A 16,424-nucleotide genomic window follows, 5' to 3' on the forward strand; every position below is an offset into this window, starting at 1 on the left:
CGGAACCGCCCCGCACCCGGGAGTTTGCACCGGCCCGGGTTCATGGTTTGGTAGCGCTTCCCCATCATGTCCGAGCCGAATCCACCCGCCAAACGATCTTCTCCGCTCAAACCGATCCTGTGGCTGTTGGTCCTCGGAGGGCTCGGATACGGCGGCTGGCACTGGTATCAATCCCGGGCCGCAGCTCCTGGCAGCGAGGCCCAAGGAGGCGCGGGTGGCCGGCGCGGGGCCTCGGGACCGGTCACGGTGGCCACGGACACGGTGAAGGAGGCGGATTTCGAGGAATGGACCACGGTTTCCGGCACGGTCACACCGCTGAACGTCGTCACCGTCCGCAGCCGGGTGGATGGCGAGCTGCTGCGGGTGAATTTCAAGGAGGGTGGCACGGTGAAGCAGGGGGACATCCTCGCCGAGATCGACCCGAAGCCCTACCAGGTGCTGCTGGACCAGGCGAAGGGCCAGAAATCGCGGGACGAGGCGCTGGAACAGAACGCCCAGGCTGACCTGAAGCGCTACCAGACGTTGCTGGCCCAGGATTCGATCGCGAAACAGCAGGTCGACACCCAGGAGTCGCTGGTCCGCCAGTACGCGGCCGCCATCGAGTCCGACACCGCCGCGGTGGCCGCCGCGCAACTCCAGCTCGATTATACCAAGGTCGAGGCCCCGCTGACCGGGCGCGTCGGCCTGCGCCAGGTGGATCCGGGAAACCTGATCCGCGCCTCGGACACCAACGGCTTGGTCACCATCACCCAGATGGACCCGATGGGGCTGATCTTCGCGGTGCCGCAGGAACTGGTGCCGACGCTGGTGGGTTATCTGAACACGAAGACCGAGGTGCCGGTGGAGGCGTTGGCGTCCGACCAGCGCACGGTGGTGGCGAAGGGCAAGCTGTTGACCAGCGACAACCAGATCAACGCGACCTCCGGCACTCTGAAGCTGAAGGCCGAGTTTCCGAACGCGGACGGCAAGTTGTTCCCGAACCAGTTCGTGAACGTCCGCATCCGGGTGCGCGTCGACCCGAAGTCGGTGGTGGTGTCGGCGGGGGCGGTGCAGGAAAGCTCGCGCGGCCGCTACGTTTATCTCGTCAATCCGGACCAGACGGTGACCTTCCGCCAGGTGGAAACCGGGGCGACCTACCGCGAGACGACCCGCATCGTGAAGGGACTGGCCCTGGGCGACCAAGTGGTGGTGTCCGGGCTCGACCGCCTGCGCGATGGTTCGAAGATCGTGTTGGCCTCGCCTACCGGTGGTGAAGGCGGCGGCGAGCACAAGCACGGTGAAAAGGCCGAGGGTGGAGACGCCGCCAAGCCGGAAGGCGAACGGAAGCACAAGCGCCCGCAATGAACCCGTCGCGGATTTTCATCGAGCGCCCGGTGGCGACCACCCTGCTGATGGTGGCGCTGCTGCTGGCGGGCTTTTTCGGCTACCGGCTGCTGCCGGTCTCGGCCCTGCCGGAGGTGGACTATCCCACCATCCAGGTGACCACGCTTTATCCGGGCGCGGGTCCGGAGGTGATGGTGTCCTCGGTGACCGCGCCGCTGGAGCGCCAGTTCGGCCAGATGCCGGGGCTCACCCAGATGTACTCGATCAGCAGCGGCGGGGCCTCGGTGCTCACGCTGCGGTTCACGCTCGGCATGAGCCTGGACGTGGCGGAGCAGCAGGTGCAGGCGGCGATCAACGCGGCCTCGAACCTCCTGCCCACCGACCTGCCGAGCCCGCCGGTCTACAACAAGGTCAACCCGGCGGATGCCCCGATCCTCACCTTCGCGCTGTCGTCCAACAGCCTGCCTCTCACCAAGGTCCAGGATTACGCGGACACCCGGCTGGTGCCGAAATTGTCACAGGTCTCCGGCGTCGGCCTGGTCACGCTCAGCGGCGGGATGCGCCCGGCTGTTAGAATCCGGGCCAATCCCGGTGCGCTGGCCTCCCGCGGCCTGACCACCGAGAACCTCCGCACGGTCATCGCCACGTCGAACGTCAGCCAGGCCAAGGGCAGCTTCGACGGCCCCACCCGCTCGAGCACGCTCGATGCGAACGACCAGCTCATTTCCGCCTCCGACTACCGGAACCTGGTGGTGGCGTGGAAGGATGGCGCGCCGGTGCGCGTGAAGGACGTGGCCGATGTGATTCCGGGAGCCGAAAACGACCGCCTCGCCGCGTGGGCGAACGATCGCCCCGCCGTCATCATCCAGATCCAGCGCCAGCCCGGCGCGAATGTCATCGAGGTGGCGGACAGCGTGAAGACGTTGATGCCGAAGCTCAGCGAGGGCCTGCCGTCCGGCATCGACATCACGCCGCTCACCGACCGCACCGTGACGATCCGTGCCTCGGTGAAGGATGTGCAGGAGGAGATGCTGATCGCCATCGCGCTGGTGGTGGCGGTGATCTTCGTGTTCCTGTGGAACTGGCGGGCCACCGTGATTCCCGCCGTGGCGGTGCCGCTGTCGCTGGTCGGCACCTTCGCCGCGATGTACTTCTGCGGGTTCAGCCTGAACAACCTCACGCTGATGGCGTTGACCATCGCCACCGGGTTCGTGGTCGATGACGCGATCGTGATGATCGAGAACATCGCGCGCTACATCGAGGACGGCGACCCGCCGCTGGAGGCCGCGCTGAAGGGCGCGAAGCAGATCGGCTTCACCATCATCTCGCTGACCATCTCGCTGATCGCGGTGTTGATCCCGCTGCTGTTCATGGGCGATGTGGTGGGGCGTTTGTTCCGCGAATTCGCGATCACGCTGGCGATGGCGATCCTCATTTCGGCGGTGATCTCGCTGACGCTCACGCCGATGATGTGCGCGCGCCTGCTGAAGGACGAGGCGCATTCGCAGCCCGGCCGCCTCGGGCGGTTGGTGAACGCGACCTTCCAGCACATCATCGAACTCTATGGCAAGGCGCTCGACGTGGTGCTGAACCACCGGGCGATCACCATGCTGGTGTTCATCGCCACGCTGGTGGCCACGGCCCTGCTCTATCACACCGCGCCGAAGGGGTTCTTTCCGGACCAGGACACCGGCGTGATCCAGGGCATCACCGAGGCGCCGGAAAGCGTGTCGTTCGAGGAGATGTCCGCCCGCCAGCAGGAGATGGCGAAGTTGATCCTGCAGGACGCGGCGGTGGAGAGCGTGTCCTCGTTCATCGGCGTGGATGGCGCGAACTCGACTCCGAACGTCGGTCGCGTGCTCATCAACCTGAAACCGCTGGAGAAGCGGGACGGCAGCGCCTCGGACATCGTGCGCCGCATCCAGGACCACGCGCGGTCGATGCCCGGCATGGAGCTCTATCTCCAGGCGGTGCAGGACCTCGGCATCGACGACCGCGTCAGCCGCACCCAGTACCAGATGACGGTGGATTCGCCGAGTTCCGCGGACCTCGCCGAGTGGGTGCCGAAGATCGTCGCGAAGATGAAGGAGAACCCGCAGGTGACGGACGTGGCGGATGACCTGCTCAACAAGGGGCTCCAGGCCCGGGTCGAGATCGACCGGGATCTCGCCGGCCGCCTCGGCATCACCGCGGCGCAGATCGATGCGTCGCTCTACAATGCCTTCGGCCAGCGGCAGGTTTCCACGATCTTCACGCAGGGCGGCCAGTACCGCGTGATCCTGGAGAGCGGTCCGGCGTTCAAGCGTGGCTTCGAGGCATTCGACCACGTCTATGTCACCGGCGGCGATGGCACGCCGGTGCCGATCACCAGCGTGGCGCGGATCGTCGAGGAGCCGACCTCGCTGTTGATCGCGCGGCAGGGCCAGTTCCCGGTGACCACCTTGTCCTTCAACCTCGCGCCGGGTGCGGCGCTCGGCGCGGCGGTCGAGTCGGTGCGGAAGGACGTCGAGGCGATGAACCTGCCGCAGAGCATCAAGTTCGAGTTCCAGGGCACGGCGGTGGCGTTCCAGGCCGCGCTGACCAACCAGCTCTGGCTGGTGCTGGCGGCGGTGGTGGTGATGTACCTGGTGCTGGGCATCCTCTATGAGAGCTTCATCCATCCGGTGACGATCCTTTCCACGCTGCCCTCCGCCACGGTGGGCGCGCTGCTGGCGCTGAACCTCACCGACACCCAGCTCGGCGTGATGGCGATCATCGGCATCGTGCTGCTGATCGGCTTGGTGAAGAAGAACGCGATCATGATGATCGACTTCGCACTGGAGGCGGAGCGCACCCGCGGGGCCGACCCGCGTTCGGCCATTCACGAGGCATCGATGCTGCGTTTCCGCCCGATCCTGATGACCACGCTGGCGGCGCTGCTTGGCGCGCTGCCGCTGATGCTGGGCAAGGGGGTAGGCTCCGAGCTGCGTCATCCGCTGGGCATCACCATGGTCGGCGGCCTGTTGGTCAGCCAGGTGCTCACGCTGTTCACCACGCCGGTGATCTACCTGATGTTCGATTCCCTCGCCCGCCGCTGGAGAGGGAACCGCGAGGAGGAAGTGGTGCCTGAGACCGAAGCCGCGCCCGTGCCATGAGGTTCACCGAGATCTTCATCGATCGCCCGGTGGCCACCACGCTGGCCACCCTGGCGGTGGCGTTGGCCGGGGCGCTGGCCTATTTCGAGCTGCCGGTCTCGCCGTTGCCGCAGGTCGATTTCCCGACCATCGGGGTGAACGCGAGCCTGCCCGGCGCGAGCCCGGAAACGATGGCGGCCACCGTGGCCACGCCGCTCGAACGCACGCTGGGCCGCATCCCCGGTGTCACCGAGATGACGTCGAACAGCTCGCAGGGCAGCACCGAGGTGACCCTCCAGTTCGATCTCAGCCGCGACATCAATGGCGCGGCCAACGACGTACAGGCGGCCATCAACGCCGCGCGGAGCCTGCTTCCATCCGGCATGCCCTCGATGCCGAACTACCGGAAGCGCAATCCGGCGGACGCGCCGATCATGATCCTCGCGCTGACCTCGGACGTCTACAAGCCGGGGCAGATGTACGACACGGCCTCGACGGTGATCGCGCAGAAGATCGCGCAGGTGCCCGGCATCGGCCAGGTGTTCGTGGGCGGCAGCTCGCTGCCCGCGGTGCGGGTGGCGCTGGACCTGCCGGCGGTCGAACGCTCGGGGCTGTCGGTGGATGAGATCCGTAGCACCGTTTCGTCCAACAACGTCAGCCGCCCGAAAGGCTACGTGGAGGAGGGGGGCCGCCGTTGGCAGGTGACCGCCTCCGATCAACTCAAGAAAGCGGACGATTACGTGCCGATGATCATCGGCTACAAGGAAGGCTCGGCGGTGCGGCTGGGGGATGTCGCGCAGGTGGAGGATTCGGTGCAGGACGTGCTGAACTACGGCACCAGCAATGGCGTGCCGTCGGTGTCGCTGGTGTTGTTCCGCCAGCCGGGCGCGAATATTTTGGAAACCACCGCCGCGGTGCGGAAGCTGTTGCCCCAGCTCGAGGCCTCGTTGCCCGCGTCCATCGACCTGAAGGTGACGATGGAGCGTACCGCCACCATCAAGGCCTCGCTCAACGAGGTGCAGCACGCGATGTTCCTTTCGGTCATCCTGGTGGTGATGGTGGTGTGGCTGTTCCTGCGCCGGGCGCGGGCCGCGCTGGTGCCCGGGGTGGCGGTGCCGGTGTCGCTGATCGGCACCTTCGCGGTGATGTACGCCTGCGGTTACAGCATCGACAACCTCTCGCTGATGGCGCTGACGATCGCCACCGGCTTCGTGGTGGATGACGCGGTGGTGGTGCTGGAGAACATCGCGCGCCACATCGAGGCGGGCATGCCGGCGAAGGAGGCGGCGCGGAAGGGCGCGCGCGAGGTGACCTCCACGGTGATCTCGATGAGCCTGTCGCTGGTGGCCGTGTTCATTCCGATCTTGTTCATGGGCGGCATCGTCGGCCGCTTGTTCCGTGAGTTCGCGGTGGTGCTGTCCGCGTCGATCGCGGTGTCGCTGGTGGTGTCGCTGACGGTCACGCCCACGATGTGCGCGCGGCTGCTGTCCCACAAGAAGGGCGAGCGCCAGCCGGGCCGGATCTCCCGCGGCATCGAGTGGTGCTTCACCGCGCTCCAGAACGCCTACACCCGCACGCTGGACGTGGCGCTCACCCACCGCTGGCTGACGCTGCTGGTGCTGATGGGCACCGTGGCGCTGACGGCGTGGCAGTACGTCACCATTCCGAAGGGTTTCTTCCCGCAGCAGGACACCGGGCAGATGCGCGGCAACATCAGCGGCGACCAGAGCATCTCGTTCGCGGCGATGAAGGAGAAGGTCATCGAGATGGCCGAGATCATCCGCCAGGACCCGGCGATCGATTCCGTGAACGCCAGCACCGGCGGCGGTGGGCCGGGCGGTGGCTCGCGGAACAACGGCAGCATTTACATCTCCCTGAAACCGCGCAGCGAACGCACCGAAGGCGCGCTGGAGGTCATCGCCCGCCTGCGCAAGAAGACCGCCCATATCGCCGGGGCCACGCTTTATCTCCAGCCGAACCAGGACATCCGCATCGGTGGCCGCGCCAGCGCCGCCAGCTACCAGTACACGCTCCAGTCGAGCGATCTCACCGAGCTGCGCTCATGGGAATCGAAGGTCCGCCAGGCGCTGATGGGCATCAAGTCCATCACCGACGTCAACAGCGACTTCCAGGACAAGGGCGGGCTCACCCGCGTGGTCGTGGACCGCGACACCGCCTCGCGGCTCGGGATCGCGATGAAGGACATCGACACCGCGTTGAACAACGCCTTCGGCCAGGCGCAGATCTCGACCATCTACGCCGAGCTGAACCAGTACAAGGTGGTGTTCGAGGCGGACCGCCATTTCTCCACCGATCCCGGCGGGCTCGACCACATCCGCCTGAAGTCCGCCGATGGCACGCTGGTGCCGCTCACCGCCTTCGCGCGCTGGGAATCCGCGCCCGCGCCGTTGTCCGTGAACCACCAGGGCCAGTTCGCCGCGGTGACGTTCTCGTTCAACCTCGCGCCGGGCGCGTCGTTCAGCGATGCCACCAACGCGGTGAACGAGGCGGTGAACAAGCTGGGGATTCCGGAGACCGTGCAGCACAACTTCGCGGGCAGCGCCGGCGTGTTCGCGGACTCCATGTCGAGCCAGCCGTGGTTGATCATCGCCGCGCTGCTGGTGATCTACCTGACGCTGGGCGTGCTCTACGAAAGTTTCCTGCACCCGCTCACGATTCTCTCCACGCTGCCGTCGGCGGGCGTGGGGGCCTTGCTCGCGCTCCAGCTCTGCCGGATGGACTTCGACATCATGGGCTTCATCGGCATCTTCCTGCTGATCGGCATCGTGAAGAAGAACGCCATCATGATGATCGACTTCGCGCTGGATGCCGAGCGCACCCGCGGGCTTGGCCCGAAGGAAGCGATCCTCGAGGCCTGCGAGCTGCGCCTGCGGCCGATCCTCATGACCACGCTCGCCGCCATGCTCGGCGCGCTGCCGCTGGCGATCGGCTTCGGCGAAGGCTCCGAGTTGCGGCGTCCGCTTGGTGTCGCCATTGTCGGCGGGCTGTTGCTCAGCCAGCTCCTCACGCTCTACACCACGCCGGTGGTTTATCTCTTCCTCGACCGCATGCGGCATCGCTTCCTGTCGAAGCGGAAACACCCGTCTTCTGAAGCTCTTCCCAACGAACCTCAGACCGTTTGAATGGAACCACGGATAGACACGGATGAACGCGGATAAGAATTCAGAAATGTTTCTTCTTCCTCTTCATTCACGTCCATCTGCGTTCATCTGCGGTTAAAATTCTTCCTCCCGTGAAACGCCCTCTCCACCTCACGCCTCTCGTCGCTTTGCTCACCGGTTGTTCACTGGTGGCACCGAAGCAGCAGCTCGACCTCGGCATCCCCGCGAACTTCAAGGAGAGCGGGATCTGGCGGAGGGCCCAGCCGGCGGCGCATCTGCCGCGCGGCGATTGGTGGAGCTTGTTCCATGACGGCGAGCTGTCCTCGCTGCTGAAGCGCGTGGAGGTCTCGAATGCCTCGCTGGCTTCGGCCGAGGCGCAGGCGCGGGAGGCTGCCGCGCTGATCACCAGCGCGAAGCTTTCGTTCGTGCCCTCGTTGACCGGGAATGCCTCCGCGATCGGCAGCGGCCAGGCCGGGAAGAGCAAGGGCACGGAGTATAGCATCGGAGCCTCGTCATCGTGGGAACTCGATCTGTGGGGCCGCCTCCGCCACAGCGCCCGCGCCACCACTGCGGATGCGGAGGCCGCTGCCGCGGACGTGCAGTCGACCAAGCTCAGCCTCCAATCGCAGGCCGCGCAGACGTATTTCTCGCTGCGCGCCGTCGATGCCCAGCGCGACCTGCTCGACCGCCAGATTGAGAGCTACGAGAAGTCGCTCGAGATCACGCGCAACCGCTACACGCAGGGCATCGTTTCCCGTGGCGATGTGGCGCAGGCGGAAACGCAGCTCGCTTCCGCGCGCACGGCGGCCATCGAGACCGGGGTGCAGCGCGCCACGCTGGAGCATGCGCTGGCGGTGTTGGTGGGGCAGGCTCCCGCTGCGTTCTCGTTGCCGCGTCGTCCACTGGCCTCCTCGGTGCCATCCATTCCCGCGTCCACGCCGTCGCGGTTGTTGGAGCGTCGGCCGGACATCGCCGCGGCGGAGCGCCGTGTGGCGGCAGCCAACGAACGCATTGGTGCCGCGAAGGCCGCGTTCTTCCCGACGATCTCGCTCGGCGCCAGCGGTGGCTGGAGCGGGGCGGGCAACCTGTTTTCCGCGCCGACGCGGTTCTGGTCGCTGGGACCGGAGCTCGCCGCGCCGCTGCTCGATGGTGGCCAGCGCCTCGCCGCGAAGGCCCAAGCGGACGCCACCTACGACCGCACCGTGGCCGATTACCGCCAGACCGTGCTCACCGCTCTGAAGGAAACCGAGGACGCGCTGGCCACGCTGCGTGTGCTCTCGCAGGAAGCCTCCGCCCAGCAGCAGGCGGTGAAGGCAGCGCGCGAAAGCGAGCGCATCGCGCTGAACGAATACAAGGCGGGCACCAACACCTACCTCAATGTCTCCGTGGCCCAGGCCGCGGCGCTCACCGCCGAGCGCAACGCGCTCGACCTCCAGTCGCGGCGGCTCAATGCCGCGGCCGCGCTGGTGGCGGCATTGGGCGGAGGGTGGTAAGCTCACCGTTCCCATGCCTGGCATTTATCCAATTTCCGAGGATGAGCTTGAGCGGCCAGCTCACGTGCAGGCGTCGCGGAAAGAGCGGTTGGCCGTCATTGGAATTTCCGCCGCGTTCCTGTTGGCGGCCTGCTGTTTGCCCGTGATTGAAAAGGATGGCCAGCCTTGGTTATTCGGGTGGGAGTTGCTGAAATCCGGATGGATCGGCATCCTGTCTTTCCAATTCGCGTGGTATGGAAACCTGCTGATGGTGTTCGCTTGGCTGTGTGTCGATCTCCGCCAATGGAAAGGCGCGATCGGATTGAGCGCCATTGGCTATCTGTTCGGTTTGGAAGCTCTGCTCCCGTTTCTCCATTTCGCGGAGAAGAGCCTTCAGCCCGGCTTTTGGGGCAGCGATGACCTTTCCGATCTTGGTCCGGGTTTTTATCTCTGGTATGGTGCCTTGTTGGCTCCGTTGGTGGGGGCGATCATTCTCCGTTACCGTGAGCGCCGGGAGTGACATTCCGGAAGCCCCAAAGGAGGGATGAACAGGGATACGGCTTTCCGCCCTAACATCCCGCCCCTTCAGGGCTCGACTCTTTCCGCCTCCACCACCCAGGGCGTTGCCCTGGGCTTTCACATGTCGCCCCTTTGGGGCTTTGCCGCACCGCTGGTTCTTTTGATGGAAACGATCCGGTTGCGGAATTCGGGCTACCCATGCCAATGGATCGCCTTCACCCCGGGCAGGGTGGACAGGGCCTTCACCATTTCCTGCGGCAGCGTCTTGAGGCGGGTGTTCTTGAACTTGAGGTGGAAGCGCAGCTCGCGGTGGCCGGTGACCACGTCCTCCTCCCAGTTCACGCCCTTGACCTTCACCTTCAGGGCTTCGATGGCGGTGGTCACGGTTTCGACCGCGGTGGCCTGGTCCATCTTCACGGTGAGGTCCGCGTACCAGTCCTTCGCGATGTGGCGTTCGAACTTGGGAACGAGATAGAGGATCACCGTCGAGATCCCGGTGGCGAGCGCGGCGAGCCCGAGGGCGCCGGCTCCGAAGCAGATGCCGACGATGGCGCTGAACCACAGGGTGGCGGCGGTGGTCACGCCGCGGGTGACGTTGGTGCGCTGCTGGTGGATGATCACTCCCGCCCCGAGGAAGCCCATCCCCGCCAGCACCCCGGCGGCTAGCCGCGCGGGGTCCGGATGGGTGGAGGGCCCATAGCCGATGGCCCGGAAACTTTCCTGATAGAAGAGGTTCGAAACCACCATCGCCACGCACGAGGCGAGGCAGACGATCAGGATCGTGCGCAGGCCGGCGGCGCGGCCGTGGTGCTCGCGCTCCAGGCCGAGGATGGTGCCGGCCACCACCGCGAGTCCCACGCGCAGGATCGAGTCTCCCGTCAGTTCGAATGAAAGCGCGCCCAGCATTCCGCCATCCTAACCGATCCAGGCCGCGGAGTCATCTCTTCGTACGAAGAGACCGCAGCGCGAGCACCACCACCCCGGCCACGATGCCCCAGAACGCCGAGCCGATCCCGGCCAGCTTGATGCCGGAAAGGGTCACGAAGAACGTCATCGCCGAGGCCTCCCGATAGCGTTCGTCGCCCAGTGACAAGGCCAGCCCGTTCGCGATGGTGGTCAGCAGCGCGAGACCGGCCACCGCCAGCACCAGCTCTTTCGGAAATGCCGCGAACAGTCCGGCCACCGTCGCACCGAACACGCCGATCAGCACATAGAACAGGCCCGCGCACACCGGTGCCCAGTAGCGGCGTTTCGGATCGGGGTGGGCCTCCGGGCTGGTGCAGAAGGCGGCGGTGATCGCGGCGAGGTTCACGGAAAAACAACCGAACGGAGCCAGCAGCAGCGTGGTGACGCCGGTCCAGCCGATCACCTTCGAGACCGGTGGTTCATAGCCGCCCACGCGGATCGCGGACACGCCCGGCAGGTTCTGGGAGGCCATCGTCACGATGAACAACGGCAGCGCCACGCCGAGCAGCGTGCCCGCGGTGAATTCCGGCGTGGTCCACACCGGCAGGGTGACCGTCCACGGCACCGCTTCGAGATGGAACAGCTGTTGTTTGGCGGCGATCGCGATGCCGGTGGCCAGCACCAGTGGCACGTTCGCGCGCGGCCAGAACCTCCGGCCCAGCACGTAGGCGGCGGCCATCGCCAGCACCAGTTTCGGGTTTTCCGGCGCGGTCATGAACCCATCGAGGGTGAACTTCGAAAGCACCCCGGCCAGCAGCGCGGAGGCGAGTGGCAGTGGCAGCCGTTTCATCACCCGCTCGAAGGCTCCGCTGAACCCGGCCACGATCACCAGCACCGCGCTGGCGATGAAGGTGCCGATCGCCTGGGGCAGCGTCAGGTTGCCCGAGGCCGCCGCCGTGCCCACGACCGCCACGCCGGGCGTCGACCACGCGATCAGGATCGGCTGCCGCCAGACGAGCGAGAACACGATGCTGAGCAGGCCCATGCCCATCCCGATCGCCCACAGCCACGAGGCCGTTTGTGCTGCCGTGGCGTGGAGATGCTGCGTGGCTTGGAAGATCACCGCCACCGAGCTGGTGAAGCCCACCAGTACCGAAACGAACCCCGCCACCAGCGCGGAGAAGGAGAAGTCTTTCAGCATGGACGCCCGCACGCCGCCAGCGAAGCAGATCCCGCGCGCTGCCGCCACCGCGATCGCCGGAAACATTTTCGGCCAGAGATATGGCTCGTGGATACCTAACTGTCACGGCTATAACATCATTCCGTAACATAATGGAATAGTTGCACCGATGCATTGCGGTGGAGTTGATAATACGGGATTCATGAGATCCCATGAAACGCCATCTTGTTTTCACCCTTGCCACTTTGGCGGGTTTCGTGAGCCAAACCCACGGCCAGGCCCAGGTGCTGGTCGATTCCACGACGTATCCGAACCTGTTCAACCCGGCGAACAGCCAGGTGACCGTCGTTCCCAACTCTACCCTCGGCAATCTCTTCGGCTTGAACGGCACCGCTTCAGGCGCGCTCGGCACCTACTGGCAGGCCGATGTCAACGGCGGTGCCATCGTGGTGGCCGTCGCCAGCACCGGTGCCCAGGCGAAGCTCACCGGCAGCGCGCTGCAGTTCAATGTCAGCAATGACCCGAATACCGTTCTCGGATCGCTCGGCGCGGGGCTCAGCATCGATTTGAGCTGGGCCGCCACCGCGACCTTCAATGCCAGCGGTGCCACGCTCAATCTCCAGCCGAACTCGACCTACCGGGTGTCGTTCGATGTGGTCAACGGCCAGGGATTGCTGAACTCCGGCCTGGGGATCAGCCCCACCTTCGGCGTGTCCCTGCTCAATTCCCAAGGAAACGCGATCGGGGTCAGCACCGGTGGATCGGTGGCGAATATCCTCGGCCTCACCCTCGTGAACCAAGGCGCGACCGGACGGGCGACGGTGGACTTCAAGACCGGCGCGAGCGTGCCAGCCGGCGCGGCGAAGTTGAAGTTCACCGGTTCCGCGAACTTGCCGATCTCGGTGGGGGCGCTCGGCACCACCTTCGCCACCGTGTCGAATGTCTCGGTGTCCTATGTCTCTCCCTACACGCTTTATGTCGAAAGCCAGGGCATCACCACTCCCGCGGCCCAGGACCCGAACGCGGATCCGGATGGCGACGGGCGCAACAACCTCGGCGAGTTCGCGTTCAACTCGAATGCCAACGTGAGCGACGGAGGCAACCAGCACTACGCGATCGGCGATCCCGATGGCGGCGGGCCGGAAACCTCGGCGTTCGTGTACACCTTCCCGGTGCGGAATGGGGCGACCTTTGCCCCCAACGGCAATACCCAGCTCGCGACGGTCGATGGCGTCCACTACCAGGTGGAGGGTTCCTATGATCTGGCGAGCTGGACCCAGGCGGTTTCCGAGGTCACGCCGAACGGTTCCTACACCTCGGCGCTGCCCGCGCTCCAGACCGGCTGGGGCTACCGCTCGTTCCGGGTGGCCGGCCAGACCACCAACACGCCGAAGGCCTTCCTGCGCGTGAGGTACTACTGATTTTTTGGTAAACGCCAAAAATGGGATGGGGATTGGGAGATCCACACCGGGTTTCCCAATCCTCAGCCCCGTCGTTGCGGTCCACCGGGTTCAGCCCGCGTGGGCTTTTTTCAAGGCGGCGATGTCGAGCTTCCGCATCTCCATCAGCGCGGCCATGGCGCGCAGCGCGCCCGGACTCCCGGTGTCCGCCAGCAGCTCGGGCAGGATCTTCGGCACGATTTGCCAGGAGAGGCCGAACTTGTCGGCCAGCCAGCCGCATTGTTGGGCGGAGGGATCGCCGTCCGCCCCGAGCTTCTCCCAGTAGTAGTCGATTTCCTCCTGGGTCTCGCATTCCACCGCGAAGGACACGGCGCAACTGAACTGGAACATCGGCCCGCCGTTGAGGGCGGAGAGGGCTTGGCCATCGAGCTCGAAGGACACGACCATCACCGAGCCGGGTTCCTTGCCGTGGTGCTCCTTGCCGGTGTCCGGGTAGCGGACGACGGCGGTGATTTTCGAGTTCGGGAAGATGCCGACGTAGAAGTTGGCGGCCTCCTCGGCCTGGGTGTCGAACCACAGGAACGGGGTGATTTTCGTTTTCATGGGTCTGCGGATGAGGGTGGGTTTGGAAACGGGGTTCATCCTGACGACGAACGGCCCGCCCCAATCCGGACACCAGAGCACGATTTTCTTCCCTCGAAAGGTGGAATCGGTTGGCTACGAGGGCTCCTGTTCCACCTCCGCGGCCGGGGGCTCGTTGCCGAGCACCTGCCGCGCCATCGCGGAACGCGCCGTTGCCAGCCGGTAGGCCTGCCACAACGCCACGATGCTCATCACCAGCAGCCAGAAATGGAACGCGCGTGGCACGGCGCGGGCGATTTCCGCGGGTAGCTCGGAGATGGAGAGCAGGCTGCCGGAAGCGTAGAGCGGCAGGCTCACCGGGGAGACCGCGATGACCCACGCCGCTGCCGTTCCCAGATGATCGCTGATGGTGCCGAGTACGGCGCCTACGAGGATCGGAGTGACGCCGCCGAGGATCGCCGCGAGGCCCATGAAGCGTCCGCCCCGCGCCTCCAGCACGGTTTGGAATGCCATTCCAACGGCGAGCATGACCGCCGTGAAGTAACCGAGCACGGACAGCGGCACCGTGTGGCCCGGAAACCACCGGGACTCCACCAGGCCGCGGGTGAAGAGGAACCATCCGGTCGCCCCGGCCAACGCCATCACCACCACGAACCAGGTGCTGGTGGCGGGATCGGACAGGATACCCAGCGAGCGTGCCCCTTGCTTCCGTGCCCGCCGCCATCCGCGTTCCTGGTCCTCGGGAGCGGGAGTGATGAGACCGGTGAGGATGAACAGCAGCACCAAGGTGACCACGCCATAGAGTCCGGACATGCCCACCGTTTCCGTGGCCGAAGGCTCCCAGTCGGCTGCGATGTGGACATAGCGCGCGAATCCACGTGAGGGGAACAGGTTGCCGGATTCCACCAGTGGCAGCGCGTTGCCGAGCAGGAGGATCTGGATCCAGATGAAGAACACCGTGGCCCAGATCTTGCCGAGCAAATGGGACTCCGCGCGTTTCCACCTCCGCGCCAGCATGATCAGGAAGGTCAGGATCAGGCTGCTTTGCGAGAAGAGGGTGAACACCAGCTCGGAGAAATCGAGGTTGAAGAACTTCACCGTGGGGGCCAGCAGCTTGCCCACCTCCACCACCGCTCCCACCGGCTTCGGCAGCAGGGCGGGCATGCATTCCTCCAGCACCGGCGTGATCGTCAGGTACTTGAAGAACACCAGCCCGAAGCGGGCCATCTGCGGCACCACCGTGTAGAGGCTGAACACCAGGCCGATCGAGACCAGGAAGGCCCAGCGGCGGTTTTTCACCACCGTGCCGGTGACCAGTCCGGTGAAGTGGTAGAGCAGGGTGGTGGTGAAGAAGACGGCATACAGTGGCAGCCACACCGCGGCGGCCACCTGGCCCTTCCACAGGCACCAGGCGGTGAACGGCAGCGTGGCGAAGACCATCACATACTCGCGCACCGGCAGGCCGAAGAGGTAGCCGATTACCTTGGCCATGGGAGTCATCGGGATCAGCCGCTGGTAGTCGATCACGCCTTCGTCCCGCTCCGCTACCATCCCGCCGGACACCTGGGCGGTGCCCAGCACGAACAGCACCAGGCCCTGCAGCACCAGCAGCGGGATCAAGGGCGCGCGCTCCGCGTCGGCGGGCGTCAGGTGGGCGCGGTATTCGGCGGCGGAACGGGTGATCGCGAACAGGAAGCCCGCGATCAGGACCGTCACCAGAATCGACACGAACAACCCGCGCGGGCGCAGCCGCGAACGGCAGTAGCGGCGGAAGATCGGATTGTCCCAGAACCGCCACGCGGGATGGGGGGAGGAAACGGAGGCGTCGTTCATGAGCGGCGGTTGGATTCGGCGACTTCGACCAGGATCTCCTCGAAGGACGTGCGTTTCTCCTCGAAGGTCCGCACGCGGAAGCCCTCGTGGATCAGCCCTTCCATCAGCCCCGCCTGGTCCTCGTCGGAGCCGCTGAAATCAAAGACCACCTGGTGTTCGGTGGCGCGCAGGTGCTGGACCGCGGGCCGTGTCTCGATCCACGCGGCGGCATCCGCGGCGCGGGTCAACAGGGTGACGGTGAGCGTGCGCTCGGTGCTGCCGAGCTGGTGTCGCACCTCGTCGGCGGTGCCGGAGGCCAGCAGCCGGCCGCGGTTCATCACGCAGACCGAAGTGCACATCTCGGCGAGCTCGCTGAGGATGTGGGAGCTCACGAACACCGTCGCGCCCTGGTCGGCCAGCTTGCGCAGGGTCATGCGAAGGTCGCGGCGGGCGAGGGGATCGAGTCCGCTCGCCGGTTCATCGAGGATGAGCACCTTCGGCCGGTGCAGCAGGGTCTTGGCCAGCACCACCCGCTGGGTCTGGCCGCGGGAGAGTTCCTTGCACCACTTGTGCCGCTGGTCGGTGAGCGCCACTTCCTCCAGGCACTCCGCCACCCGTTCGCGGCGCCGGGCCTTGGTCCCCAGCCCGTAGGCGGCGGCGTGGAAGTCGAGGAACTCCCACACTTTCAGGTCGGAGGGCACGGGGGCCAGGTCCGGCATGTAGCCCACGATCCGGCGCGCGCTTTCCAGATCCTCCTGGATGTCCACTCCTTCGAGGAAGACGTCGCCGTAGGTCGGCATCATCAGGGTGGTGAGCACGCGGAAGGTGCTGGTCTTGCCCGCGCCGTTCGGCCCCACCAGCCCGAAGACCTCGCCGCGGGGCACGGTGAGCGTGAGGTCGTCGACGGCGACGAAATTGCCGTAGTCCACCCGCAGGTCGCGGATGTCGATGGCGGTCGGCCGGTCCGACGGGGGGCGCGTTTGCACGTGGTTCAT

The 16,424-nt window shown here is 65.9% G+C and carries 11 protein-coding genes; 6 read left to right on the forward strand and 5 right to left on the reverse strand.

The annotated features are described in order from the left end of the window. The first annotated feature begins 66 nt into the window (after positions 1–66). The 5 genes from llg_RS07130 to llg_RS07150 all read left to right on the forward strand — a co-directional run bounded on the left by llg_RS07130 (position 67) and on the right by llg_RS07150 (position 9,550). Positions 67–1,344 carry an efflux RND transporter periplasmic adaptor subunit gene (locus llg_RS07130; RefSeq protein WP_338289031.1) on the forward strand — a complete coding sequence of 426 codons (1,278 nt, stop codon included), beginning with the start codon at positions 67–69 and terminating at the stop codon, positions 1,342–1,344. Then, the gene (locus llg_RS07135; RefSeq protein ID WP_338289032.1) at positions 1,341–4,457 is read left to right on the forward strand and encodes an MdtB/MuxB family multidrug efflux RND transporter permease subunit; all 3,117 of its coding nucleotides are present in this window, start codon (positions 1,341–1,343) and stop codon (positions 4,455–4,457) included. Before llg_RS07130 ends, llg_RS07135 begins: the two co-directional genes overlap by 4 nt. After that, positions 4,454–7,579 carry a multidrug efflux RND transporter permease subunit gene (locus tag llg_RS07140; protein ID WP_338289033.1) on the forward strand — a complete coding sequence of 1,042 codons (3,126 nt, stop codon included), beginning with the start codon at positions 4,454–4,456 and terminating at the stop codon, positions 7,577–7,579. The genes llg_RS07135 and llg_RS07140 overlap by 4 nt, the downstream gene beginning before the upstream one ends. 110 nt (positions 7,580–7,689) lie before the next feature. Continuing rightward, positions 7,690–9,051 (forward strand): efflux transporter outer membrane subunit, encoded by a 1,362-nt coding sequence (locus llg_RS07145; RefSeq protein WP_338289034.1) that lies wholly within the window; start codon positions 7,690–7,692, stop codon positions 9,049–9,051. 13 nt (positions 9,052–9,064) lie between these two features. Beyond that, positions 9,065–9,550 (forward strand): hypothetical protein, encoded by a 486-nt coding sequence (locus tag llg_RS07150; RefSeq protein WP_338289035.1) that lies wholly within the window; start codon positions 9,065–9,067, stop codon positions 9,548–9,550. 191 nt (positions 9,551–9,741) lie between these two features. Here llg_RS07150 and llg_RS07155 read toward each other — a convergent pair whose 3' ends face one another. Continuing rightward, positions 9,742–10,455, reverse strand: coding sequence for an MgtC/SapB family protein (locus llg_RS07155; RefSeq protein ID WP_338289036.1), 714 nt, complete (start codon positions 10,453–10,455; stop codon positions 9,742–9,744). A gap of 31 nt (positions 10,456–10,486) precedes the next feature. Then, positions 10,487–11,722: a benzoate/H(+) symporter BenE family transporter gene (locus tag llg_RS07160; protein ID WP_338289037.1), complete on the reverse strand. Its 1,236-nt coding sequence runs from the start codon at positions 11,720–11,722 to the stop codon at positions 10,487–10,489. A gap of 125 nt (positions 11,723–11,847) precedes the next feature. Here llg_RS07160 and llg_RS07165 point away from each other — a divergent pair, with 125 nt between their 5' ends. Continuing rightward, positions 11,848–13,056: a hypothetical protein gene (locus llg_RS07165; protein ID WP_338289038.1), complete on the forward strand. Its 1,209-nt coding sequence runs from the start codon at positions 11,848–11,850 to the stop codon at positions 13,054–13,056. A 90-nt stretch (positions 13,057–13,146) separates the two neighbouring features. On the opposite strand, the gene llg_RS07170 is transcribed toward llg_RS07165, so the two are convergent. From llg_RS07170 to llg_RS07180, 3 genes are all read right to left on the reverse strand, one after another. After that, a complete protein-coding gene (locus llg_RS07170; RefSeq protein ID WP_338289039.1) occupies positions 13,147–13,638 on the reverse strand; it encodes a VOC family protein in 492 nt (163 codons plus the stop codon). 114 nt (positions 13,639–13,752) lie between these two features. After that, on the reverse strand, positions 13,753–15,450 hold the full coding sequence (locus llg_RS07175) for a hypothetical protein (RefSeq protein ID WP_338289040.1): 1,698 nt from the start codon (positions 15,448–15,450) through the stop codon (positions 13,753–13,755). Beyond that, on the reverse strand, positions 15,447–16,424 hold the full coding sequence (locus llg_RS07180) for an ABC transporter ATP-binding protein (RefSeq protein WP_338289041.1): 978 nt from the start codon (positions 16,422–16,424) through the stop codon (positions 15,447–15,449). The genes llg_RS07175 and llg_RS07180 overlap by 4 nt, the downstream gene beginning before the upstream one ends.

It is taken from the genome of Luteolibacter sp. LG18, from assembly GCF_036322585.1.
Lineage (GTDB): Bacteria > Verrucomicrobiota > Verrucomicrobiia > Verrucomicrobiales > Akkermansiaceae > Luteolibacter.